The following is a 24316-nucleotide window of genomic DNA, read 5'->3' as shown; positions in this document are numbered from 1 at the left end:
ATGATAAGTGAGATGCAAGTTCAAATTAATAAAAATGGACTGTTCTATAATTATTTATCGGAAAAAAATAAATACGATAAAGATACCAAAACATGTATTGAAAACACTGTAGAGAAATTAAAATCGGAATCAACAACCTCTAATACACCTGGGATTTTATTAGGGAAAATACAATCAGGTAAAACTAGAACATTCATAGGAATTATGGGCTTATCGTACGACAACTCTGTTGATGTTGTGATTGTATTAACAAAAAACTCAAATGCTTTAGCGAAACAAACTTATGAAAGATTAAGTAATGAATTCGCAGAACAAGTTTTAAATGATAAAATGCAGGTCTTCGATATTATGTCTTTACCCACAAATTTAAGAAGATTTGAACTTTCTCAAAAGCTAGCCATCATTGTCAAAAAAGAAACTAAAAATATGGACAGATTATACAAGGCTTTATTTGAACTGTATCCAGATTTGGAAAATAAAAGGATACTCTTTGTTGATGATGAAGCTGATTTTGCTAGTGTGGCTTTTGAACGTAAAAAAGAATCTGATATTACTGAGATGAAAGTTATCTCAGGAAAAATAGATCAATTAAGAGAGAAGCTGAACAAAGCATCGTTTTTACAAGTAACAGCTACACCATATTCCTTGTATCTTCAACCTGAAGACATGCGAGTTCATGAACATAAAATATTTCAACCTATAAGACCCTCTTTTACTGAGCTCGTTCCTATACACGACCAATATGTTGGTGGAGAATTGTACTTCGAAAAATCAGAGGAAGAAGGTCATTTAGCATCATATTTATACCACGAAGTAGCAGAAAAGGAATTAGTTATTTTAAAGAGTCCAGATTTAAGGCGAATTAAGATGGACAAATTGTTATCCAGTTCGGCAGTAAAAGATATTCGTTCTTCTATAGTTAATTTTCTTGTAGGAAGTTGTATCAGGAGATGGCAGCAAGAAAAACTAGGTCAAAAAATTCAAAAATATGCATTCATCATTCATACGGAGAGAGGCAAATCTTCTCATGAGTGGCAAGAACAAATTATAACTGAGATTGAACTTAATTTACGCAGAGTTGCTGAAGTACAAGATGAAGTTTTTAACCTTCTTGTAAAAGAGTCATATAACGATTTGATGAAATCTGTCAGTCTATTAAATTTACCTTGCCCTTCTTTTGAAGAAATAATAAATGCTGTCCGAGATTCTCTCGTTAATGAATTTTTATTAAGTTCAATTGTGAATTCTGAAAAGGATGTCAACCAATTATTAGATGAAACGGGACAATTGAGATTGAGAACCCCGATGAACATTTTTATAGGAGGTCAAATATTAGACCGCGGAGTGACAATCAGAAATCTAATCGGATTTTATTATGGACGTAACCCAAAGTCATTTCAACAAGACACAGTTTTACAACACTCGAGGATGTATGGCGCTAGATCGATAGAAGATTTGTCAGTTACTAGATTTTATACAACAAAAAGACTCTATGATGTTATGAAAAAGATACATGAATTTGATAGTGAACTTCGAAGAGCTGTCGAAGTAGGAGGACATGGACAAGGAGTCGTATTTATTCAAAGAGATAATGTGAATAAAATTATACCCTGCAGTCCAAATAAAATCTTGCTTTCGAATATTACAATGATAAAACCACATAAACGATTTTTACCAGTAGGATTTCAAACAAATTCAAAAACAAAAATACAGAAAAATATAATGCAAATTGATAAAATAATTCAAAATCAAAAAGATTCTCAGCAAGATGAAGACACAATTAAAGTATCGGTAGATGTTGCAAAGCAAATTATTACTTTGATATTTGAAACTTTGAAAATGGAAGAGGGTTATGAGTGGGACTTAGAAGAGTATCTATCGGTATTAGATTATTTATCATTTGAAACCGATTCTCCTAACCAAGGATACGTATGGTTAGTTATTAAGGAAGGGAGAAATATTAAACGCATAGATCGAGAAAATCGTTTTGAAAACTCTCCCGATACACCTAAAGGTGAAAAAGGTGAGTTGAGATTAGCACGGTCATTAGCAAATGATATCCCAGCCTTAATTTTATTGAAACAGAATGGATTAAAAATTAATGGTTGGAATGATGCTCCTTTTTGGTGGCCAATTATAGTGGCACCTAGTGATACAATCCCTACAGTGTTTGCAAAGAAAACTATAAAATAATTTATCTCAAAAACAATGGTTTTTGATAGCAGTTGATAATGTTGCCGAGAAACTGTCAAACCTTCATAAGGTTTCTCAATTCCTCAATAAATATCTATCTCTCTAAAACGACAGAATACTGGCAAGCGCTATATAGCGCTTGTTTTTTTGTGGAATAATAAATAATGTGAACTACATTATTGGTAATATAAGGTATAATAAGTGGAGGTCAACTTAGAATTTACTATAAGTATAAGCAGAGAAAGGAGAAAAGATGAATTTTGCTATAAACAAAGGGGATAAAACAGAAGAGTTTATTGATGTATTAAAAGAGATGTATTCCATCGATCAGTTAAAACAACTAGCCAAAAAGAACTTATATACGTGTCCTTATTGTCAGGTACCGCTACGAGTTAAATCTGGGGAAGACAGAGGAACCTATTTCGCCCATCCTTCAAACTTGGCTTGCTTAGAATCTAAGCAGGTAGAGGTTGCCTATCGACAATACAAAAAGCAAATTCAACGAGAATCCTTAAGACATCCAGTGCTAGTCAGTATGATAAAAGACGAATTAGACACAGCTGCAGCCGGAAGAGATTTAGTTGAAATTGTGGAGGGTTATCGAGTTCCACGATTTACGAAACACTATCCAGATTTATATGTTCAAATAGGCAGCAAAGAATGGGCCATTACAGTATTAACAGATATGACAGAACATGAAAGCATTGAACACAGTCGGAATTTTAAAGCAAGACATCAGTACTTCATTGAAAATGGACTAGTTCCACTTTGGTTAATCGATAAAGCGAACTTTACGGCTGAAACGATGAAGAGCAGTATTTTGATGTGGGAAATTGAATGGTTGAGTTCACATACTAGTAAAGAAGATTATACATGGAAGAAAGAAATAGCCACCTATACAAATCGAGAAGAGCTATTTGAGGTTTTGGGATATACAACTTCAGGAATAAAAGCAAATCGTGTGACTGAAATGAAAAGTATCTATTACATTTCTCTAATAGAAGATAAAAACTATATACGTGTCTTTCGCTTTATTGATGATTTAAAAGAGAGTATTTATCGAGGCTTTTTGATTGGCGAAACTTCTAGAGTATCATTTAGCCAAGCATTACATATTGAAAATGAAGCATTTATGCTAAGAGACCCAGAACAAGAACTTTCTTTTCGAAAGAATTTTAAAGATACGTTCTTGCAAGCTAAGATGAGAAAAGAGGAAATAGAACAACGAGTGCTTAACGAGCAAGAGGAACAAGCAAAAATTCTTCAAGAAAATCGGGAACAAGAGAATGAAGATGCAGTTGATCCAGCAGTAATTGAAAAAGTAGAAACATATGAAGTAGTTAGTTCTCAGCCTGATAACTCTCTCTCTTCTTCTCAGAAAGCTTCTGCATCTACTGCTATGACCCGACAGGAAAAAGAATTGGATGAACATTTTCGCCAACTCTTTTATGAGTTAAATAGAGGCAAAGTACAGAATTTAACCTTTCATGTCTCTGAAAAAAAATACAACGAGTTTTTGGAGCGAATGAAAACGATGCGAGTAGAGGGTGCTAGTTATATATTATCTTCGAACCAAGTGTGGAGATCGATTATTTTAAGATGGTTAGAAGAGAACTACTACCTCGAAAACTGGAATATATCTATCCAGATGATGATGGGTATTTTGAAAAATGCTCAAGTAGAATTTACGGAAAACAGAGACGAGATTTTGAAAGTGCCTATTAGGGACTTTCTTAGTATCTATCAAAAGTTGCTCAAAAAGGATTTGAAAGTGAAAAATAACTTTATTATAAATAGCTGAAAAGTGAAGTATGCAGAATAGAGGTACCAGAAATTGAAATGCTCTAAATGTAATAAAGAAAATAATAGCTACATGAAAAAATCTAAGTACTGTGGACATAGGTTTGTCCCTATAGATCAAACTTAGAAAGTACTTGGACGTTGTGAATGTGGGTGTCCAGTACCATTAACCAACGGTAAAGGGTATTGTATAAATTGCAAAGAGGAAGTTTACAGTTCCGAATTAGATTTTTATTAACTAGCAAATTCTTTGATTAAAGTGATGGCATTCGATATAAAGACCATGAAAATTCAGATAAAAAAATATAGAACTAGAGAGGATTTTCTTTAATCTCTCTAGTTCTACTTTGAGTTTCTACTATCCAACGCTATGAAATATATTGAAAAATTTGATACAAAAAATTACTATATGTCTCTATACGCATTTCTCGGTATGCAAGAGACTATGTCATCCTTATACCGTAAAAAGTACTAAAGTGATGATTTCTAAAAATATAATTTAAAGGAGCCTACCCATGCCAACTTACAACAAACTAGTACGCGATGCGATACCTGAAGTAATCGCAAAAACAGGGAAAGAATTTTTAACTCGAATTTTATCAGAAGACGAGTATAGAGTGGAGTTGAAAAAGAAACTAAGCGAAGAACTTGATGAGTATAATGCAGCAAACAATAACGAGGAAGCAGTGGAAGAATTGGCAGACATACTTGAACTTCTACATGCAGCTACAAAAATTCACGGATCTTCAGTTGAAGAACTCGAAAATATTCGTAAAACAAAAGCGGAGAAACGTGGTGGTTTTGAGAAGCGGATCTTTTTAATCGAGGTAGAAGATGACTAAGCTAGAACTGGTTACTTCTCAGCTCGTTTCACATTTAGCAAGGTTATCAAAAGAAGCCGTTGAGATTCAATGGATTACAGCTTTTGCGATGAAATCTGGTGTGAAGAAAATCATTCCATTCTTAAAAGAAGCGACGGATAGAGGTGTGTCGATAAAGTTATTAGTAGGCGACTACCTTTTTGTTACGCAACCAGACGCTTTGCAATTACTACTAGAAGAGTTACCTTCTGCAGAAATTCGAGTTTGGCGGAGCGGGGGAACTTCATTTCATCCGAAATCTTATTTATTTCGTGGGACTGAAGCCTCTCAGTTAATCGTGGGCTCTTCTAATTTATCAGCGTCTGCTTTAACTAATGGAGTTGAGTGGAACTTAATCGCACCAACTGCAGTAGATGCAGAAGTTTTTGAAGAAGCGACTACTCAGTTCTTAAAATATTTTTATGCCGATCAAACAGTGGCTCTAAATACAGAGACATTAGCAGAATATCGGTCATTACATAAAGAAGCAAATATACAAAGACCTATCAGTCCGGTATGGTCAGAGGCGGAAGAAGTTGAAATTACATTAGGACCGGCTCAGCCGCAACAACCAGAAGTAGCTGAAACTCAAGAAATTTACAATACGTCAATCTCTCCAAGACCGGCGCAAAAAGAAGCGCTAGAAGCTTTAGACAATGTACTCGAAGAAGAGTACAGTCGGGCAATGGTAGTTTTAGCAACAGGTTTAGGAAAAACGTACTTAGCTGCTTTTTTTGCGGAGAAATTCGAGCGAGTGTTGTTTATCGCTCACCGCGAGGAAATTTTGACGCAAGCCAAGCAATCATTTAAGCATGTACATCCGGATAGAACGAGTGCTTTTTACAATGCTTCGGAAAAAAAGACGGATGCTGCTTTTATTTTTGCTTCTATCTATACATTGAGCAGCCAATATCATTTAGATCGCTTTGATAAAGAAGCTTTTGATTTAATTGTTGTGGATGAATTTCATCATGCAGCAGCTCCAACTTACGAGCGATTGTTAAATCATTTTAAACCGGAATTTCTGCTAGGGATTACTGCCACACCAGATCGTATGGATAATAAAGATGTCTATGCTTTATGCGATGGGAACGTAGCAATTTCGATTCATTTTCTTGATGCCATCGAGCGAAATTGGCTAGCGCCGTTCCATTACTACGGTGTCCATGATGATACTGATTACTCAGCTATACCATGGCGAGGTAACCGGTATGACGAGCAAGAGTTAATGCAGTTACAGTTACGTGAGAGTTTTGCGGAAAAGATTTTTGATGAGTGGAACCGTTACAAACAAACGAGAACCATTGTTTTTTGTTCTTCAGTAAAACAAGCTCTTTATATGAATAACTTTTTCCAGAGTAAAGGTGTGCGCTCTATTGCGCTTTATGGTGAATCTCATCCACAAGAACGGAAAACGGCACGTACCAAATTAGATGCTGGCGATATTGAATTGATTTTCACGGTAGATCTATTCAATGAAGGAGTCGACATTCCGAAAGTGGATACGCTCGTATTTATTCGACCGACAGAATCACTTGCAGTTTATACGCAACAAATTGGACGTGGTTTACGTATTGCGGATGGCAAAACACATTGTGTCATTATTGATTTTATTGGCAATTACCGAAATGCTGATTTGAAATTAGCTGTATTTAATAAAGAAGAAACAAAAGTAGGAAATAAGAATGTCGAACCGCTTATTCCTGTTCAATGCGAATTTAATTTAGATTTGCAAGTCATCGATTTATTAACAGAAATGCGTAGAAAAAGATCCCCGCGTAAAGAATTGTTAGTTATGGAATATCAAGAGTTGAAGAAAGAAATGGGAAGACGTCCAAGTTATTTGGAGTTCCATCTTCATGCTAATCTTGAATCTAAGGCGGTAAAGCAAGAGTTTGGGAGTTATGTTGGTATGCTCGCTTACGCAAGTGAACTAACAGATCCAGAACAAAAGGTGTGGTTGAAATACAAGAACTGGCTTTTAGATGTTGAGAAAACCTTGATGACCAAAAGTTACAAACTGGTTATTTTGAGTTATATGCTTTCAAAAGGGGTAGAGACGTGGCTCGAGCCGATAACTCCACAAGAAGCGGCTCCATTTTTCCATAACTATTTAACGGAAAAAGATTACCGTATGAAAGTAGACTTTAGTGATGCTAAGGGGAAAAGATTGCGTGAGTATGATGAAAAGAACATGACTGATTTAATTTCAGAGATGCCGATGACAAAATGGAGCGGTAGCGCAAAAGAAGGGTTAGTTACTTTCGAAAACAATATGTTCAAATTCAATTTGCAGCCTTCTCAGGAAGAAAATGAGAGTTTGTATAGGTGGACTCAGGAAATAGCAGAGTATCGACTTCATGCATATTTTGGGAAAAAATCGATATTTACTGGATTAAATTAATTTAATAAGAATAGTAGAAAAGGCGGAAAGCGACCGTCTATAGCCATTTCTCTGCTTTTATCTATGGCTATTACCCCACTAAAAGGTTATCATAAAACCAACAGCTACAGGCCATTTATCAATTGCTTGACCATGGCAATAGCGAGTAAGCTAGTAGAAGATAAAAAAATCTAGAGGGGGCTATCACTTGCCATATCAATTAAGAAAAAACTTTAAACTGTTTACATTAAACTCAAATCCGGAGTTGGCACAAGAAATTGCGGATTCGCTTGGATGTAAATTAGGGCAAAGCTCGATTACACATTTTAGTGACGGAGAAATTCAAATTCACATTAAAGAAAGTGTCCGCGGGGCAGATGTCTACATCGTACAATCGACATCGCAGCCGGGAACTGAGCATGTGATGGAGTTATTGATCATGATTGATGCGTTAAAACGTGCCTCTGTAAAAACCATTAATGTGGTTATTCCGTATTACGGCTATGCGCGCCAAGACCGAAAAGCCAGTTCGCGTGAGCCGATTACGGCCAAGCTAGTGGCGAATATGTTGGAAAAAGCAGGCGCAACACACGTTATCACAATGGATTTACACGCTCCGCAAATTCAAGGGTTCTTTAATGTGCCGGTCGATCAATTGCTTGGCGGAAAAATTTTAGAGCAATATTTTACAGACAAAGGATTAGAAGATGCGATTGTGGTAGCTCCAGACAACGGAGGACTCGGACGTGCTCGTAAACTAGCAAGTCATTTAGACGTGCCTATCGGATTTATCGATAAACGTCGGATGCACCCTGATGAGCCGGAAATGGTCAACATTGTTGGAGATATCAAAGGCAAAAACGTCATCATTATTGTCGACATCATCGATACGGCAACGACGGTTTCCGCCGCGGCGGATGTGCTTGTCGAAAATGGTGCGAAAGCCGTTTATGCTTGCTGTACGCACGCCGTGTTATCAGGTCAAGCCATTCAAAAAATTGAAAAGTCGGCGATTACGGAATTGGTGGTTACCAATACCATCGCTGTGCCAGAAGAAAAACAAACACCGAAAGTTAAAATTTTGTCGGTCGCTCCGCTATTAGCTGAAGCGATTGAACACGTGCATAACGAAAAACCGGTCACGCCTTTATTTGAATAAGGTTACTGATTTAGGTGATAGATTCCTTTAGCGAAAAAAATATCCAACGAAAGCACTGCAGAAGAGTAAATTCTGCAGTGCTTTTTTAATGCAAAATTTACGTTTTTTCTAGAAAATCAAAGAAAAAAGGCATAATAATTGGATTTTCGGGAATATAAATCGTATATTCCGTCAATTTACACCTGATTGAATGGACGCTTTTATCTTTATATATGTTTTACTATGCGCAAATTTGTGTTGGAAAGGAGACTCCTATGAAGGAAGTCACAAGAGTATTTTATATTACCATCACACTGGTGATTATCGCCGTATTGGTTGCTGCACTGATGCCTGGTGCATACGAACAAGTGACAAGCAACATTACTTCTTTACTGAGTACCGTATTCGGCTGGTATTACATGCTGATTATGACACTCATCTTGGTAGTCGTTGGGTTTCTCATTATTAGTCCGTACGGCAATATCCGACTTGGGAACCCTGAAGATCGGCCGGAGTTTAGAACGCCGACTTGGGTAGCCATGCTTTTCTCAGCAGGACTTGGAATCGGGCTCGTATTTTATGGCTCCTATGAACCGCTCTCCCACTTTGCCATCTCACCGGCAACCGCAGAACCTGGGACACAAGCCGCGTTCCAGGAATCGATGCAACGCACATTTTTCCACTACGGGTTTAACGCTTGGGCGATGTATGGAATCGTCGCATTGGTACTGGCTTATTTCCAATTCCGTAAAGGTGAACGTGGTCTCATCTCGAGTACGTTACGTCCTCTTTTTGGAGACAAAATGAACACAGGTTGGGGAACGATGATTGACGTTATCGCTATTTTCGCAACGGTATTTGGTGTTGCGACGTCACTCGGGTTTGGTGCAGTTCAAATAAACGGCGGTCTCAGCTTTTTGTTTGGGGTTAGCAACAACAATTGGAGTCAGTTGATTATTATTGCCATTATCACGATTCTATTTTTGGCATCTGCATGGTCAGGGCTTTCACGAGGGATCAAGTATTTATCCAACATCAACATGGTGTTGGCGGTTCTTCTGCTAGTATTGGTTGTCATTTTGGGACCCACTCTCCTCATTTTGAATGTCTTCACTCAATCGTTTGGTGAGTACATCCAAAATTTGATGTCGATCAGCACAAAAACCGAAGCTTTTAGTAGCGACGATCGCCAGTGGCTAGATGCCTGGACGATTTTCTACTGGGCTTGGTGGATTTCGTGGGCACCATTCGTTAGTATGTTTATCGCCCGTGTTTCTAGAGGGCGAACCATTCGCGAATTCTTAATCTATGTCGTTCTTTTGCCGACATTATTGTGTGCGATTTGGTTTTCTACGTTTGGCGCAACGGCGATCGACATCCAACAAAGTGGCGCTGTCGATTTAACCGCTGGTGCTGTCGAAACCATCTTGTTTATGGTCTTTAACGAAATGCCATTTGGTTTTGGCCTTTCCATTATCGCCATCTTGTTATTGTTGACATTCTTTATCTCGTCTGCCGATTCGGCGACGTTTGTGCTTGGCATGCAGTCTACCAATGGTTCGTTAACGCCTGTTAATAGCGTCAAAATTGTCTGGGGAGTTCTTCAGTCGTCGATTGCCGCTATTTTGTTATCGGTTGGTGGGTTAGCCGCTATTCAAAACACCATCATCATCGCGGCCTTGCCGTTCTCGTTTGTAATGATCTTGATGGTTTGGTCGCTGCTCAAGTCACTCAAAGCAGAAGAAAAATTATACGAAGGCAAGAAAAAATAAGCTTATTCCAGTAGCGCAGCTGGAATAAACGGAAGAAAGCCTCCGAAGGTTCCTAAAATGGAATCCTCGGAGGCTTTGTTTGTGTTTTATAAAATAGCAATTAGGCTTTACTGGCACTCATCATCTTTTGGTATTCTAAAACTTCTTCATCCGTAAAGGCGTTAGCAGACAAACGTTTTACTTTATTCCAGTACGCTGTTTTAAACTGACTGTAGTCATCCCCTTGTTGACCGATAAACTCCACAAGGCTTCCACCGGTGAAAAATAGGTGGGTTTTTGGGTATTTCGCATCCCAGTAAATATTTGCGCGAAGATTTAATTCGTTTTCGGTTTCTTTCGCTTGAAGCTTAATAGAAACCGCGCAACGTAGTCGAGGTTCTCCTCTGTCGTGACCTTCGCCTTTACCGGTAATGGTCATCTCCGTTGCGTAACGTTCGTTTTCAAAAACCATTAACTTATTTTCAAATTTAGCATTCATTCAATCATACGCCCCCATTTTCTCTATTCTCTGCTAACGCCAACGCAATCCGGTTGATGCCGTCAGCCAAAGTTTCTCTCGGACAAGCTGCGTTTAGCCGTAAATAGCCAAGTCCAGCATCGCCGTACTTACTGCCTGGTTCTAATGCCACTTTCCCCGTTAACAGCAATTTTTTCATGACTTCGTCTTCGGTTAAGTTTAACTTGCTGTAATCGATCCACAGCAAATAAGTCGATTGTGGCTTCATCACTTGCAAGCCTGGCACTTTGTTCTCTAATTCGTTCTGGGCAAACTCGATGTTGTCGGCAATTGTCTGTAACATCTCTTCAAGCCACGCGTCGCTGTCATTATAGGCAGCGGTCAGAGCGGTTGGCGCGAAGGCATTAAGTATTCCGGAGCCATGGGCAAGTGCATGCTTTTCTAGTTTGGCGCGTTTTTCTTTGTCGGTTGCGACAATCATCGCCACTTGAATGCCCGCTAAGTTAAAGGTTTTGGTCGGTGCCAGACACGTGAACACGCGGTCGCTTTCTTTGCCAGCGATTTTGGCAATTGGCGTATGACGGCTTTCACCTAACATTAAATCCCCGTGAATTTCATCGGAAATAATGAGCACGTTGTGTTTTGTACACAAGCGAAGTATTTCAGTCAGCTCGTCAACAGTCCAAACACGTCCACCTGGGTTGTGCGGATTGCACAAGATAAACAGTGCCGCTTGTTTTAGCTTTTCTTCAAAGTCGTTAAAGTCAATTGTGTATTGTCCGTCCTGCACGACAAGCGGAGAATACAAAACCTCTCGATCTTGATGCTCAGCAAGTTGGAAAAACGGGGGATAGACAGGAGGCGTCACCACAATTTTATCGTGTTTTTCGGTAAAGGTTTCAATAATCGATGCAATGGCTGGAATGATGCCTTGGTGAAACAGCATCCAATCGGTTTCGATTTTCCACCCGTTTCGTTTTTCTTGCCAGTTGATCACGGAAGTTCGACATTCTTCACACATGAAAGAATAGCCAAAAATCGAATGCTCCACACGTTCATGCAATGCTTTTAAAATAGCTGGCGGTGCAGGGAAGTCCATATCTGCAATCCACATGGGCAAAATGTCTGACGTATCTTCTAGGCCGTAAATTTCACCGATCATGTCCCATTTAACAGAGCCGGTATTTTTTCGGACGTACACATGCTGAAAAGAATTCATAGAAAGAGCTCCCTTACCCGGTTAATTTTATAAACTCACGGTCTTGTACTAATAGCTAATTGAAGCATAGCCCGTCCTCGTTAATCTTTCAAGTGACTATTACTAGAAACGTCCAGAGTCTGCCGTAATATAGAAAGACAAAAATGAATAATTGCATATACCCCTATTGATCAACTTCAATGGCTTTAAAAGAAAGAGATTCTATAAAGTCTTTTTTCTCCTTTTCTATGAAAATTTAAGACCTGAACAAGTGTTTATGAGGAAAATTTTCCTTTAAACAAAAATAAGTGGCTTTAAAAAAGAAATTTTCTAAATTTTTATTGCTTTTTGCATTTTTGCAGATTAGAATGAATTTATCTTAAAAAATCTGAAAGGTGGGAAGATTCAGTATGTCAATTGAAAATAACAAAATCACCGATTTTAATATGAATTTTTTTAGTTTGAAAGGGAAAGTTGCAATTATCACTGGAGGGAATTCTGGATTGGGGCAAGGATTTGCTCTAGCCCTTGCGAAAGCAGGCGCAAATATATTCGCAGTTAGCATGGCAGAAGACAATAACGTAACAAAAGAGTTGATAGAAGCAGAAGGCGTTAAATTTCACTTGATGATTTCGGACATCACGAAAGATGGTGCATGCAAACAAGTTGTAGATGAATGCTTAGAGACTTTCGGAAAAATCGACATTCTGATTAATAACGCGGGAATTGGGATTAACGTAAAAGATGTAACGCAATTTACTAGGTTTCAATGGGACAAAATGGTTTCAGTTAATTTAACTGCACCATTTGAGCTATCACACGAAGTTGCTAAGCACATGATTCCACAGCAGAGTGGAAAAATTATTAACACCTGTTCACTGTTTTCCTATCTTGGAGGTCAATGGTCACCAGCATATGCAGCAACTAAACACGGTCTAGCCGGATTTACTAAAGCGTATTGTGATGAATTGGCACAGTTTAATATTCAAGTGAACGGCATTGCACCTGGATACTTTGCGACAGATGTTACAAAGGAAACTAGAGCAAATCCAGAAAGTAACCAAAGAGTGCTAGATCATATTCCTGCTAATAGATGGGGAGACATTCAAGATTTGATGGGCACCATTGTATTCTTAGCAAGTAACGCTTCAAATTATGTAAACGGTTCCTTAGTGAATGTGGATGGCGGATACTTAGTTCGATGAGCTGAATAAGAGTCAGGATTTAAAAAACTGAAATTCAAGGAGACTAAATTATGTACACATTAACGCACTCACAGGTGATTGAAGATTTAACAGCATTGCTGTCAGCCGACCAAATTGTCACAAATGCAGAAGCTTTGTATGATGCTTCAGCTGATCGATATAAAAAGTATGCAAAAACTAAAAATGCACTTAACGTGCCTGCACCAGTTGCCATCGTTTTTCCTTTGTCGACAGACGAAGTAAAATCGCTTCTGATGTATTGTAACGACAATGATATTAATGTGATTCCAAGAAGCGGGAAAACAGGAACCGAAGGCGGCTTAGAAAACTGGAAAGAAACGTCGATTGTTATAGACGGCTCCAAAATGAACAACATCATTAAAATTGACACGTACAATATGCAAGCTACGGTACAAACGGGAGTCAAGTTGCAAAAACTTGAAGACGAATTGCGTGAGTTAGGTTATACAACGGGTCACTCACCTCAATCCAAACCGGTTGCGCAGTTTGGTGGTTTAGTCGCAACTAGAAGTATCGGTCAGTTTTCTACACTTTACGGTGCAATCGAAGACATGGTAGTTGGATTAGAATGCGTATTCCCAGAAGGACAAGTTTCAAAAATCAAGAACGTTCCAAGAAGAGCCGGTGGGCCAGATATTAGACATATTGCAATCGGCAATGAAGGCGCATTATGCTATATCACCGAAGTAACGGTGAAAATATTTAAATACACACCAGAAAACAATGAGTTTCACGGATACCTTATTAAAGACGTCGACACTGGCATCAAAATTTTGAGAGAAGTGATGGTAAACGGATATAGACCATCAGTAGCTCGTGTTTATTCTGAGGAAGATGCAAGACAACATTTCGGAAACTTCTATAACGAAAAATGTGTGTTGATCTTTACAACAGAAGGAGCAAAAGGTCTCGTCAAGGCAACAAACGAAGGCATCAATGAAGCAATTGAAAAGTTCCAAGAAGGCATTATCGAAAAAGTGGATTCTTCGTTGATCGAAACGTGGTTTAATAACCTGAATTGGGACGAAAGTAGAATTCAAAAAGAAATTCAAGACATGATTGATCACAATTCGCACGATGGTTATACCACAGAAATATCTGCAGATTGGGAAAATGTTGTGAAAATTTACCATAATGTAATCAGCAGGATTAAAAACGAATTTGATCGAGCTGACGATTTGACGATGCTTGGTGGTCACTCATCTCATAGTTATCTTAACGGTACAAACATGTACTTTGTCTACAATTACACCATCAACTGTGCACCAGAAGACGAACTGCTTACTTATCACCACCCAATTCATGAAATCATTATCGAAGAAACGCTAAAACTCGGCGGGTCTATGTGCCATCACCATGGCATTGGGAAATATCGTTCAGAATGGACAAAAGAAGAACACGGTTCGGCTTATTACATGTTAGAAAAACTAAAAGAAGTTTTTGATCCGAAAGGGATTATGAATCATGGAACAATCTTCCCTCAACCAAACGAAGTGAAAAAGTATATTCGAGGGTAGCGGGAATGGGGGGAGAAGTATGACAGACAGATACATTATGGGGATTGATAATGGCTCACAAAGCAGCAAAGTAGCTATCTTTGATCTAGAGGGAAATGAAGTTGCTTTTGGTTCTTGTGCTTTGCGAGAAACCTTAACTCCTGAACCAGGCGTTGTCATTCACCCCGACAATGATTTGTGGGACAGCGTTTATATCGGGATAAAAAATTGTTTGGAGAATTTTCAAGGAGACCCAAAAGCAATCGAAGGCATTGGGTTATGCACAATTCGTTGTTGTCGCGTGTTATTGCAAGAAAATGGTGATCTAGCCCATCCAGTTTTAAGCTGGATGGATGTTAGGTTATTCAAACCGTATGAGCATCAAGATGACCAAGTAAAGTTTGTTACGACGACTTCAGGTTATTTAGGGTTGAAATTAACAGGAGAATATAATGACACTGCTGGGAATTGTGAGCTGTATTGGCCGTTGGATCGCGAAACATGGGATTGGTCAACAGACGACGAAGTCATGAAAGCAAATGGAGTAACTCGCGACATGTTATTCAATCTTGTAAAACCAGGTGAAAAATTAGGCTCGCTACGTAAAGAACTTGCCGCTGAGTTTGGGTTAAAAAAAGGTGTACCCGTCATAGCGACATCAAATGATAAGGCTGTTGAAGCTCTAGGTTCAGGTTTGGATAACGAGCAAGCCATCATGATTTCGTTAGGGACGTTTATTTCGGCCATGGTCGTTAGAGATGAAGATTATGAAAACGCTAACAACTTTTTTCCGACACTTGCTTCGGTACCTTTTAAATTCGTATACGAGTCAATAGGGATAAGGCGAGGATTATGGACGGTCAGCTGGTTCAAAAAGCTAATTGGAGAAGAATTAGTTGCAGAAGCGTCTAAAATCGGAGTTTCCGAAGAGGAATATTTAAACCGAAAAGCTCAAGAAGTACCAGTCGGCAGCGATGGGTTAATTACGATACTGGATTGGTTGGCTTCTTCGGGTCAACCGTATCGTAAAGGCATCATGATTGGGTTTGATCAACGCCATTCACGATACCATATTTATCGGTCCATACTGGAAGCGATTGCATTTAATATTAAAAACAATATTGAAGACATGACAGAAGAAATCAATTTAGAACTTGATCAAGTCATTGTCATCGGTGGAGGTTCGAAGAGTGATGTTTTGATGCAAATCATCTCTGATTTGTTTGGCTTGCCAGTGCACAGACGAAAAGGCAGTAGCAGTGCTTGTCTGGGAGCAGCTATTTGTGTAGCTACTTACTTATCAATTTATGATGACTTTTCTGCAGCTATCACTAAAATGGTGGAAACTGAAAAGACTTTTTTACCCGATTCAAAAAACCATGCTTTTTATACAGATTTAAATAATACGGTTGTAAAAAACGTAAGAACACACACGGATAATATTCTAAAGCTTACGTATCCTATTTTTAAATAGAAGGTGGATGGTGCTCATGCAATCAACTAAATTTAAAAGATATTTTCAGTTTCTCCTTATCGTTCTAGCTGCCGGTGCAATATTTCCATTGATTTACCTGAGAACCAATTATCAAGAAACCATTCTTGAAGTTTACGGAATGACTTTGCCGCAGTTGAATACGATTTTTTCAGTGTTAGGGCTAGCGTTCATTGTTGGTTATTTCCCAAGTGGATGGATTTCGGATCGATTTTCATCTAAAAAACTCATTTCGATTTCGTTGTTGTTTGTAGGATTAGCGGGATTATGGTTTGCTCAAGTTCCAAGTTATCCAATCGTCATTTTGATTTTTGTTATTTGGGGGATATTTTCAGTTTTAACGTTCTGGTCAGCGCATTTAAAACTGGTGAAACTTATTTCGAGAAGAGAAGAAGAAGGTCGATTTTTTGGAATTTTGGATGGTGGTAGAGGCGTAATAGAAGCAGTACTAGCAAGTGTCGCTATCTTTATCTTCTCTAGAATTCTAGGTTCGAGTACGGCCGTTGCAGATAAACAAGAAGCATTGGTCAACGTTATTTACATGTATTCGGGAGTGCTGATTTTAGTATCAATCTTAATCATGCTTTTTGTAAGCGTCGATGATAAGAGTGCACCACCCAAAAAAGACAAGAAAGAGAAAAATAAATCAGTTGCAAATGTTGATGCGATCAAACAAGTATTTTCGAACCGCTTTGTATGGCTCCTTGGAGGCATCATATTCATGAGCTATATTGTGACATGGACAATTTATTATTTCGGTGGCTTTTTACAAACAAATGTTGGGGTCAACGTATCTATAGTTGGGACGGTTACAGTAGTCATGCTATGGATGAGACCAGTTGGTGGTATCGCAGGTGGTTTCTTAGGGGATAAATTTGGGAAGAGTAATGTGTTAATGATTGCACTAGCATCAGCATCAGGATTACTAATCTTGATCTCCGTGCTGCCAACTACATTGCCTGCATATTTCTTTTACGTATTGGTTATCTTAAGCGGACTTGCTGTTTATACCATTCGTGGACTGTATTGGTCATTATTAGGCGATTGCAATATTGCCGATGAACGGCTAGGGCTGTCGATTGGGTTGATTTCATTTGTTGGGTATTTGCCGGATATTTTGCTGCCTCTTGTGATGAGTTTTATGATCTCATCATTTGGCGATGCCGGCGGTTACAATGCTTACTTCCTCTTTAGTGCACTAGCTGGTGTACTAGGCGTTACGGTTACAGTAATCTTCAAACTAGGCGTTACGAAAAAAGTTGAAATTCCAGTGCCTGATCAAGTTACAGCCCAACCTGTTGATTGATCTAAAAACTGAATGGCAAATCTATTAAGGTGATCAGGCTGTTACACCATCAAATTCTTTTGGGGTGTAACAGCCTGATTTTGCGCCTCAAAATTTTAAAAAACACAAAACTAATGTACAGTTAAAGAAATGTGATCAGCGCTAGTTTTACCGGACAAATTTTTGTCTAGAATAAGTTGTGGTACTTCATGAAGAGAAGACCCGTTAGTCGAGAATAATTTTTAAGCGAAAGGAAGTGTTATCCCACATGATAAAACTAGTAACAGATAATTTAACAAAGTTAGAAGAAGAGGTGCATGCCAAGCTCTCAACAACCGTTTCTACCAACAATAAATTGAAAATAATAGAGGCTGCCAAGATATGTGAAGTGTCCCCCTCTAAAATATCAAAAATGGTTCGGAAACTAGGCTTTCACAATTTTAAACAATACAAATTGTACTGCAGTGGACAAGAAATCAATTTGGACCAACAACAAAAATCAAGTGAAATCGAGCGGTTAATCCGATTCTTGGAGAATTTTGACTCAGAAATAATCGATGATTTTGTTTCTGTGTTTCAAAAATACGATAAAGTGATTATCTTTGGATTAGGACCATCCTATATAAGCGCTGAATACTTTGCATATAAATTGGCAACGGTATCAGACAAAAATGTAACGGTCACCCAAAGTGAAGATTTTGCCGAGCGGCTATTAGATGAAAACACATTGCTCATCGTTCTTTCCGTAACGGGCAAATTCTCTTCGTTTGATCCTTTGTTTGAAAAAGCAAAAGAAAATGGCGCAAGTATCATGTTGATACTTGAAGAGTATATGAACACGCTAGGATCTATTGCAGATTATGTGTTCTACTTATCCGAGTTCAATCAAGATGCTAACTTATTACCGTTCGAGAAAACACGAACTGTCTTCTTTATTGTTATTGAAGAAATTATTACGAGATTGACTAATCTAGAAAACTCTAACTAAAGTTTTTCAGTTTAATTCACTGTGCACGAAAAGCAGCAAATTCAAATTCATCAATATACCCCTTCAACACCCCAACGTCTTGCGTTTTATTCGCCAAAGCCACATGGCCATCCGGGCGGATAAAGTACAAGGCGTTTTGGTGGAACCCGGCTTTTTGCATAGCAGGTTCCCATGCAAATTCATGAAGTTCGAAAGAATGAGAGCGAGCAAAATCGATCAGTTCTTTGCTAGCTTTGCCGTATACGTGAATTTGCCAATCCACGGATTGCAACGGAGTGAAATTGTCGCGACCTGCTGTTTGAATCCACGGCAAGCGCATGCCCCCATAGACTTTGCCGGCTTTGCCTTTACTTATGGGGCTGTCTCGGTAGTTAATGTGGATTTGCGACAAAATTTTAAAGCCGTTCTTTTTAACAAACGCTAGCTTGAACATAGAAGGCAAAATATGCGGAACTATAACCTTACGTAATAGAGTTCCGCGAAGATGCTGATTAATGATAGTTTGGAACGCTTTGTCGGTCGTCGCGATTAACTTTCGGGCAAAACCAATCCGCTCCAATTCATACGTATCGAGTAGAGAAGGGGCCGCTTTGCCTTGGCATACCGCTGCAAGTTTCCACGATAAATTAATGGCATCCCCAATGCCGGTATTCATCCCTTGTCCGCCTGCTGGGCTATGAAGATGCCCCGCGTCTCCTAATATAAAAATGCGTCCTTTGGAAAAGTGCTCACTCACGCGGTTATGGACGCGGTAAGTAGAAAACCAATTGACAATTGATGCTTTCACTCTAATTTTATCTTCAATGTATTCGCTAATATGACGATATTCGATTCCTTTTTGATCGTTAAATTCTTCAGGGACGACGCCGAGAATTCTTTTCGTGCGGGCGTTGCGTACAGACATATACAACATAAAGCCATCATCGTCCATATACATGTCCATTTTTTCCATTTTTTCTTCTAATTTTTCGGTTTCCACATCGGCAACAAAAAATAATTGCTCGTACGTGCCTCCTGGAAACTCGAATTCCATTCCTTTTCGCACCATGCTGCTGGCACCATCACAGCCGCATAAATACTCAAAGTCAGCCGATTCTTCTGGAAGTCCCTCTTTCTTTAACACTGCAGTTACCGAGTCTCCGTTGTCTGCAAAAGAAGACAACTCCGTACCCCATTCAATTTCGACTCCGATTTTCTTTAATTCATCTACAAGCATTTCTTCTTGTTCATCTTGCGGCAAGCTAAGGATAAACGGAAAAGGACTCAGCCCTTTTCCGAAATCGTTAAATTTGAGGTTGGCTTTTACTTCTTTGCCATCACTCAAATCCAATGACAAAATCGGCTGCCCTCTACTGACGAGCCGCTCAGACAACCCCAGTTGTTGATAATGCTCCAAGATTCGCGCATGAACAGCTAAGGCACGAGAAGCTTTTCCCGTACCCGAATTTTTTTCAATGATTCGAAAAGGAACGCCTTGAGTGGCAAGGCTATGAGCAAGAGCCAGACCGGTTGGGCCAGCTCCTACGATCAATATTTGTGGTTTCACGATGAAGACCTCCTATTGAATATCAGCTATTTCCCGGTTTGAATTTTATCTTGTACTGTTACTATATCCTTTATAGGTCTTCTTCAAGCAAATAAGGGTGAAAAAACGTAAATTAAGAGGAGTGAAGATAACTTCCTTGTTGCTTTTTCATGTATTTTCCCATTTACAGGAACTATTTGTCTTCCTATTCGTAAAAGTAGGAGGAAAGATAATTTATGGGGGCGAGTGTATGTCTAAACCAGCAATGCAATTGGTGAAGTTAAAAAAGACCATCGGGAAAAAACCGATTATTAAAGGACTCGATTTTGAAATTCAAGCAGGCGAAGTGTTCGGATTTTTAGGACCGAACGGAGCGGGCAAGACGACCACAATCCGAATGATGGTGGGCTTGATCGACATTACGGATGGTGATGTGTTGATCGAAGGAAAAAGTATTAAGACGGATTTTAAAAATGCGATTCAACATGTAGGCGCAATCGTTGAAAATCCGGAGACGTACCCATTTTTAAGCGGTTGGAAAAACTTGCAGCAATACGCGCGCATGGTAGATGGCGTAACAGAAGCGCGCATGAACGAAGTGGTTTCACTGGTCGGTTTAGGTAACGCCATTCACGAAAAAGCAGGGCGCTATTCACTAGGTATGCGTCAGCGTCTCGGGATTGCACAAGCGTTGTTACACCGACCATCGATATTAATATTAGATGAGCCTACTAACGGACTGGATCCATCAGGTATTCGAGAAATTCGCAAATACATACGCAATTTAGCGGAAAAAGAAAATGTCGCAGTGATTGTTTCGAGTCATTTGCTATCGGAAATCGAATTAATGTGTGACCGGATCGGCATTATTAAAAATGGCGAATTGGTTGCCATTGAAAACGTACAGAGCGTCGAAACGGAAGAATCGCTTCAAGAAGTTTATATCGAAGCAGAACCGTTAGCTCCTGCTAAAACGTATTTAGAAACGCAATTAGCAAACAAAATCGGCGTGACTGCGAAAGAACTGTCGTTGTCAGTTAAACGTGAAGAAATTCCAGCCATTTTGAAAAAATTAGTCGAACAAGGAATCAGCATTTATGGCGTTCGTGTGCTGCAAGCGACACTCGAAGATAAATTCTTTGACTTGATTGGAGAGAATACCATTGAGTAATTTCATGAACTTAATCTGGAACGAACAAATAAAATTATATGCCCAAAAATCAACGTGGGTGATGTTTATTGTCATACTCGCAATTGCCATTGGTGGTGGATTGTTAACCAAGTTTATGGGGGAAGAAGCCGACTTTAAAGAATACGGCGATAACTGGCGAACTGAGCTTCAAGAAGAAAACGCACAGCTTCTCGCTGAGATGGAAAATGATGAATTTATCCAAAGCATAAATCAACCGATGATTGAAGAAAACAACTACTATTTAGAAAACGATATTAAGCCTGCACCTTATGATGGCTGGGAGTATGTACTAGAAAACAGCGTCCTTTCGTCATTGATCAGCTTGTTCACGATTGTCGTGGCTGCTGGAATCATTTCAAATGAGTTTAAATGGGGTACAATTAAGTTGTTACTGATTCGTCCCATTTCTAGGACAAAGATTTTATTCTCCAAATATTTGTCCGTATTGGTTTTTGCACTAACCCTGCTCTTATTCCTATTAGTAACTTCTTGGATGACGGGGACTGTGTTGTTTGGATTAAATGGTTGGAATCCATCGTTAGTTCAGCGACAAATAGAAGGCTTTGTTCAAGTCGGTGTATTTGGTGAAATCGTTGAAGCATATGGGTACAGTTTGGTCACTTTAGTTATGATGGCGACTTTTGCCTTTATGATTTCGGCGATTTTCAGAAGCAGCGGCATGGCAATTGGACTGGCGATTTTTTTAATGATGGCAGGCAATACGATTGTTGTATTTTTCGCGCAATACGACTGGGCTAAATATATTCTATTTGCCAACACCAATTTAAAACAGTATGTAGCTGGTGGTATGCCAATCAATGAAGACATGACGTTAACGTTTTCAGTAGTAGTGCTCCTTGTATACTTTGTTGTGTTTTTAGGAGCAGCATGGACAGCATTCACGAAACGCGACATCGCAGGACAATAAACAAAAATTGAGGAGGAGTAGTATGAAAAGAACAGCAGAAATGGTATTAGCCATTATTGGGGTACTGGGTTATGTGTTTACCGCAGGAATTGGAAGCCTCATGATTTGGCTCCAAAACAATCGAGGAGTTATGGAAGAGTCATTTAATGAAATGGCTGCAGAAAATCCGGAAATGGGTATGGGCGATTTTGATGAAATGTTAGATATGCTAGGCACAGGAGGATGGTTTCTCACGGTTTCTTCAGTAGTAGCTATCATTTTAGGAATTGTCGCGATGGTCTTGCTAAAAGGCAATAAAAAACCAGTAGTGGCAGGAATCATCTTAATCGCAACAGCGGTGATTGTTGCATTTGTGAGTGGTGGAGCCGGCGTTTTAGCAGGTATTTTCTACCTGATTGCTGGTGTTATGGCGCTTGTACGGAAGCCTAAGACCGTGATTGAGGGATAAATTAATATAAAAATGACCCGAAATATACGATTGTATATTTCGGGTCATTTTTTGTTTGGTGACTAGCTATTCTTGGAATCAGTTGCAAATAAGTTTATCAATGCTCTTCTTATCAACAACTAGTTACGCACATAACTTTAGGTGTTAAAATGAGTAGTGTGAAAATTTAGAGAAAAACTTGTTGCTGTATAGGAAAGGGCGTGTAGGGAAGTAATGAATAATCACTCTCAGCTAATAGATCTGATACCTATGGGATTAATTTTTTTCGATCGAGATTATAAAATTACTCAACTCAATAAGTTTGCTGAAAGAAAACTATATTGTAACAAGGCAGAAGTAATTGGTCGGTATTGGGATGGTGTATTCCCGCGTTTGTTTAGTGAAGAGCTCAGAGATGAAGAAACGGAAATCTTTCAGTTTAAATTTGCAGAAGAAAGTTTTGTGGCAAAAAAGTCACTGTACTTTTTAAATGAGGATTCGGGTTTTAGTCTTTTTTTTCAAACAAAATCATCGTTAGAAGAATTTACACAAGAATTGGATTCTTATCAAGATTTAGTGTTAGATCTTAAAACGATTTTTGATACATCATATGATGTTATTTATGTATCAGATGGAGAAGGGAAAACTTTAAGGGTCAGTGCAGCGTGTGAAGCACTTTGGGGATATAAAGAAAGTGATTTAATCGGTAAAACAGTTTATCAACTAGAAGAGGAAGGGGTATTTAAGCCTTCTGTTACAAGGTTGGTGCTAGAGAAAAAGGAAAAAGTATCGTTTATCCAGACAACGAAAACAGGAAGACGTTTGATGGTAGTGGGTACACCAGTTAAAGATAACGAAGGCAATGTTATTAGAGTAATTAATGCATCAAGGGATGTCACGGAAGTGAAAGAGCTAGAATCTGAAGTGGACTTATTGAGGCAAATGACAGAAGGTTACCGTCAAGAAATTGAAGAGTTTCGAGCAAGAGAAGAAATCGAGAAAGAGATTATTTCCAGAAGTGAAAAAATGAAGAGCATCGTTAGTTTTTCTCAAAAAATCGCGAAAGTTGATTCCCCGGTGTTGCTTCTAGGTGAATCTGGAGTAGGAAAAGAAGTAATTGCTACTTTTATACATAAATGGAGCAATCGAAATAATCACCCTTTTATAACACTTAATTGTGGTTCGATGCCGTCAGCTATATTAGAAGCAGAGTTGTTTGGTTATGAAAACAAAGAAAGTAAAATGGGTCTGATTGAGATGGCGAACTCGGGAACTTTGTTTCTAGAACAAATAGAAGAGATGCCCATGTCGACTCAAATAAAGTTCCTAAAAGCGTTACAAGGGAAAGGGAATAAGGTCAAAACTAGCAACATTAGAATAATAACAGCATCTAGTAAAAACCTTAGAAAAAAAGTAGAAGAAGGTGGATTTAGAGAAGATCTATACTATCTATTAAATGTCGTTCCAATTACGATCCCTCCTTTAAGAGAACGAAATGAAGATATTATACCTTTAATCATTCATTTTACCGATCAATTAAATCAGAAGTATGGGGAAGAGAAGAAATTCCAACCTCGGGTATTAAGAAAGTTGCAGGAATATTCATGGCCTGGAAATGTTCAAGAGATGCAAAATATAATTGAACGGTTATTTGTAACTTCAGAGGGAGGATTAATCGAACTAGAAGATCTTCCGGAATATATTAACGTGGACAATATTAGTGAAAAAAGTATAAGTATTAACAAAATCATGCCACTTAAAGAAGCGGTAGAATTACTTGAAAAAGAATTATTAGAAATGGCAGAAAAGAAGTACGGATCTACAACAAAAGTTGCGGAAGTATTAAAGGTAAACCAATCTACTATCAGCAGAAAACTCCAAAAATATACGAAAGAAAGGATTTAATGCAAAAATGCATAATAACTATGCATTTTTGCATAGTTATTATTACTTACA

The 24316-nt window shown here is 38.6% G+C and carries 18 protein-coding genes; 15 read left to right on the top strand and 3 right to left on the bottom strand.

What is annotated here, in order from left to right:
- The 6 genes from BCM40_RS15150 to BCM40_RS15125 all read left to right on the top strand — a co-directional run bounded on the left by BCM40_RS15150 (nt 1) and on the right by BCM40_RS15125 (nt 10146).
- A complete protein-coding gene (locus BCM40_RS15150; protein ID WP_065525141.1) occupies nt 1-2193 on the top strand; it encodes a Z1 domain-containing protein in 2193 nt (730 codons plus the stop codon).
- A gap of 253 nt (nt 2194-2446) precedes the next feature.
- Entirely contained in the window at nt 2447-3994 is a 1548-nt protein-coding gene (locus BCM40_RS15145; RefSeq protein ID WP_065525142.1) for a competence protein CoiA family protein, read from the top strand.
- Nucleotides 3995-4508: 514 nt separating this feature from the next.
- Nucleotides 4509-4835: a nucleoside triphosphate pyrophosphohydrolase gene (locus BCM40_RS15140; protein WP_065525143.1), complete on the top strand. Its 327-nt coding sequence runs from the start codon at nt 4509-4511 to the stop codon at nt 4833-4835.
- Nucleotides 4828-7257 (top strand): DEAD/DEAH box helicase family protein, encoded by a 2430-nt coding sequence (locus tag BCM40_RS15135; protein WP_065525144.1) that lies wholly within the window; start codon nt 4828-4830, stop codon nt 7255-7257. Before BCM40_RS15140 ends, BCM40_RS15135 begins: the two co-directional genes overlap by 8 nt.
- 187 nt (nt 7258-7444) lie before the next feature.
- Nucleotides 7445-8395, top strand: a complete 951-nt coding sequence (locus BCM40_RS15130; RefSeq protein WP_065525145.1) for a ribose-phosphate diphosphokinase — start codon at nt 7445-7447, stop codon at nt 8393-8395.
- Between the two features lie 254 nt (nt 8396-8649).
- Complete coding sequence (locus BCM40_RS15125) at nt 8650-10146, top strand: BCCT family transporter (RefSeq protein ID WP_065525146.1); 1497 nt, start codon at nt 8650-8652, stop codon at nt 10144-10146.
- 100 nt (nt 10147-10246) lie between these two features.
- On the opposite strand, the gene BCM40_RS15120 is transcribed toward BCM40_RS15125, so the two are convergent.
- Together BCM40_RS15120 and BCM40_RS15115 are read right to left on the bottom strand one after the other, a co-directional pair.
- Nucleotides 10247-10624, bottom strand: coding sequence for a hypothetical protein (locus BCM40_RS15120; RefSeq protein ID WP_065525147.1), 378 nt, complete (start codon nt 10622-10624; stop codon nt 10247-10249).
- Between the two features lie 4 nt (nt 10625-10628).
- Nucleotides 10629-11822 carry a MalY/PatB family protein gene (locus BCM40_RS15115; RefSeq protein WP_065525148.1) on the bottom strand — a complete coding sequence of 398 codons (1194 nt, stop codon included), beginning with the start codon at nt 11820-11822 and terminating at the stop codon, nt 10629-10631.
- Between the two features lie 389 nt (nt 11823-12211).
- On the opposite strand from BCM40_RS15115, the gene BCM40_RS15110 reads away from it, so the two are divergent.
- The 5 genes from BCM40_RS15110 (at nt 12212) to BCM40_RS15090 (ending at nt 18288) form a co-directional block, all read left to right on the top strand.
- Complete coding sequence (locus tag BCM40_RS15110; protein ID WP_156851310.1) at nt 12212-13006, top strand: SDR family oxidoreductase; 795 nt, start codon at nt 12212-12214, stop codon at nt 13004-13006.
- A 50-nt stretch (nt 13007-13056) separates the two neighbouring features.
- Nucleotides 13057-14544, top strand: coding sequence for an FAD-binding oxidoreductase (locus tag BCM40_RS15105; RefSeq protein ID WP_065525149.1), 1488 nt, complete (start codon nt 13057-13059; stop codon nt 14542-14544).
- A 19-nt stretch (nt 14545-14563) separates the two neighbouring features.
- Nucleotides 14564-15997, top strand: coding sequence for an FGGY-family carbohydrate kinase (locus BCM40_RS15100; RefSeq protein ID WP_065525150.1), 1434 nt, complete (start codon nt 14564-14566; stop codon nt 15995-15997).
- Nucleotides 15998-16013: 16 nt separating this feature from the next.
- Nucleotides 16014-17321, top strand: a complete 1308-nt coding sequence (locus BCM40_RS15095) for an MFS transporter (protein ID WP_065525151.1) — start codon at nt 16014-16016, stop codon at nt 17319-17321.
- A 247-nt stretch (nt 17322-17568) separates the two neighbouring features.
- Complete coding sequence (locus tag BCM40_RS15090) at nt 17569-18288, top strand: MurR/RpiR family transcriptional regulator (protein ID WP_083394544.1); 720 nt, start codon at nt 17569-17571, stop codon at nt 18286-18288.
- 16 nt (nt 18289-18304) lie between these two features.
- Here the strand turns inward: BCM40_RS15090 and BCM40_RS15085 are convergent, their stop codons facing one another.
- Nucleotides 18305-19834, bottom strand: a complete 1530-nt coding sequence (locus BCM40_RS15085; protein ID WP_065525152.1) for an FAD-dependent oxidoreductase — start codon at nt 19832-19834, stop codon at nt 18305-18307.
- Between the two features lie 229 nt (nt 19835-20063).
- Between BCM40_RS15085 and BCM40_RS15080 the strand changes: the two genes are divergently transcribed.
- From BCM40_RS15080 to BCM40_RS15065, 4 genes are all read left to right on the top strand, one after another.
- The gene (locus BCM40_RS15080; RefSeq protein WP_065525153.1) at nt 20064-20984 is read left to right on the top strand and encodes an ABC transporter ATP-binding protein; all 921 of its coding nucleotides are present in this window, start codon (nt 20064-20066) and stop codon (nt 20982-20984) included.
- Nucleotides 20977-21933, top strand: a complete 957-nt coding sequence (locus BCM40_RS15075) for an ABC transporter permease (protein WP_065525154.1) — start codon at nt 20977-20979, stop codon at nt 21931-21933. The genes BCM40_RS15080 and BCM40_RS15075 overlap by 8 nt, the downstream gene beginning before the upstream one ends.
- Before the next feature lie 22 nt (nt 21934-21955).
- The gene (locus tag BCM40_RS15070) at nt 21956-22381 is read left to right on the top strand and encodes a DUF4064 domain-containing protein (RefSeq protein ID WP_065525155.1); all 426 of its coding nucleotides are present in this window, start codon (nt 21956-21958) and stop codon (nt 22379-22381) included.
- A gap of 213 nt (nt 22382-22594) precedes the next feature.
- Entirely contained in the window at nt 22595-24265 is a 1671-nt protein-coding gene (locus tag BCM40_RS15065; RefSeq protein ID WP_065525156.1) for a sigma 54-interacting transcriptional regulator, read from the top strand.
- Nucleotides 24266-24316: the final 51 nt, after the last annotated feature.

This window comes from Planococcus donghaensis, from assembly GCF_001687665.2.
Taxonomy (GTDB): Bacteria; Bacillota; Bacilli; order Bacillales_A; family Planococcaceae; genus Planococcus; species Planococcus donghaensis.
Note: the sequence above shows the minus strand (reverse complement) of the source record. Positions and strands in the feature narration are given on the sequence as shown.

Bases quoted from the DNA above. Each gene is read 5' to 3' on its own strand.
- BCM40_RS15150 (WP_065525141.1), top strand. From the start codon at position 1: ATGATAAGTGAGATGCAAGTTCAAATTAATAAAAATGGACTGTTCTAT.
- BCM40_RS15145 (WP_065525142.1), top strand. From the start codon at position 2,447: ATGAATTTTGCTATAAACAAAGGGGATAAAACAGAAGAGTTTATTGAT.
- BCM40_RS15140 (WP_065525143.1), top strand. From the start codon at position 4,509: ATGCCAACTTACAACAAACTAGTACGCGATGCGATACCTGAAGTAATC.
- BCM40_RS15135 (WP_065525144.1), top strand. From the start codon at position 4,828: ATGACTAAGCTAGAACTGGTTACTTCTCAGCTCGTTTCACATTTAGCA.
- BCM40_RS15125 (WP_065525146.1), top strand. From the start codon at position 8,650: ATGAAGGAAGTCACAAGAGTATTTTATATTACCATCACACTGGTGATT.
- BCM40_RS15120 (WP_065525147.1), bottom strand. From the start codon at position 10,624: ATGAATGCTAAATTTGAAAATAAGTTAATGGTTTTTGAAAACGAACGT.
- BCM40_RS15115 (WP_065525148.1), bottom strand. From the start codon at position 11,822: ATGAATTCTTTTCAGCATGTGTACGTCCGAAAAAATACCGGCTCTGTT.
- BCM40_RS15110 (WP_156851310.1), top strand. From the start codon at position 12,212: ATGTCAATTGAAAATAACAAAATCACCGATTTTAATATGAATTTTTTT.
- BCM40_RS15105 (WP_065525149.1), top strand. From the start codon at position 13,057: ATGTACACATTAACGCACTCACAGGTGATTGAAGATTTAACAGCATTG.
- BCM40_RS15100 (WP_065525150.1), top strand. From the start codon at position 14,564: ATGACAGACAGATACATTATGGGGATTGATAATGGCTCACAAAGCAGC.
- BCM40_RS15095 (WP_065525151.1), top strand. From the start codon at position 16,014: ATGCAATCAACTAAATTTAAAAGATATTTTCAGTTTCTCCTTATCGTT.
- BCM40_RS15090 (WP_083394544.1), top strand. From the start codon at position 17,569: ATGATAAAACTAGTAACAGATAATTTAACAAAGTTAGAAGAAGAGGTG.
- BCM40_RS15080 (WP_065525153.1), top strand. From the start codon at position 20,064: ATGTCTAAACCAGCAATGCAATTGGTGAAGTTAAAAAAGACCATCGGG.
- BCM40_RS15070 (WP_065525155.1), top strand. From the start codon at position 21,956: ATGAAAAGAACAGCAGAAATGGTATTAGCCATTATTGGGGTACTGGGT.
- BCM40_RS15065 (WP_065525156.1), top strand. From the start codon at position 22,595: ATGAATAATCACTCTCAGCTAATAGATCTGATACCTATGGGATTAATT.